The organism is Parapedobacter sp. SGR-10 (genome assembly GCF_011030405.1).
In the GTDB taxonomy this organism is placed as follows: Bacteria; Bacteroidota; Bacteroidia; order Sphingobacteriales; family Sphingobacteriaceae; genus Sphingobacterium.
Genome location: NZ_JAAJTJ010000086.1, coordinates 1 through 225, shown reverse-complemented (window position 1 = coordinate 225; position 225 = coordinate 1). Strand labels below are relative to the sequence as shown.

Below are 225 nucleotides of genomic sequence, written 5' to 3'. Positions count from 1 at the left end.
GTGGTCCGCTGCGCACAAATCATGATCGTTTGCCTTAATCAATAACAGGAAATAAAAGAGAATGTAGGCCGGGGAATTAGCTCAGCTGGCTAGAGCACCTGCCTTGCACGCAGGGGGTCAACGGTTCGAATCCGTTATTCTCCACGCTTTTGGACGCAGGACAAAAGGAACAAAGACGAAGGACATTGTCCTTTATCCTTGCTCTTTTCATCCCTTGTCCGGAAA

At 48.4% G+C, this 225-nt stretch carries 1 tRNA gene; it reads left to right on the top strand.

Annotated elements, in window-relative coordinates:
- Positions 1 to 70: 70 nt before the first annotated feature.
- Positions 71 to 144 (top strand) — tRNA-Ala (locus G5B00_RS17975).
- The last annotated feature ends 81 nt before the right edge of the window (positions 145 to 225 follow it).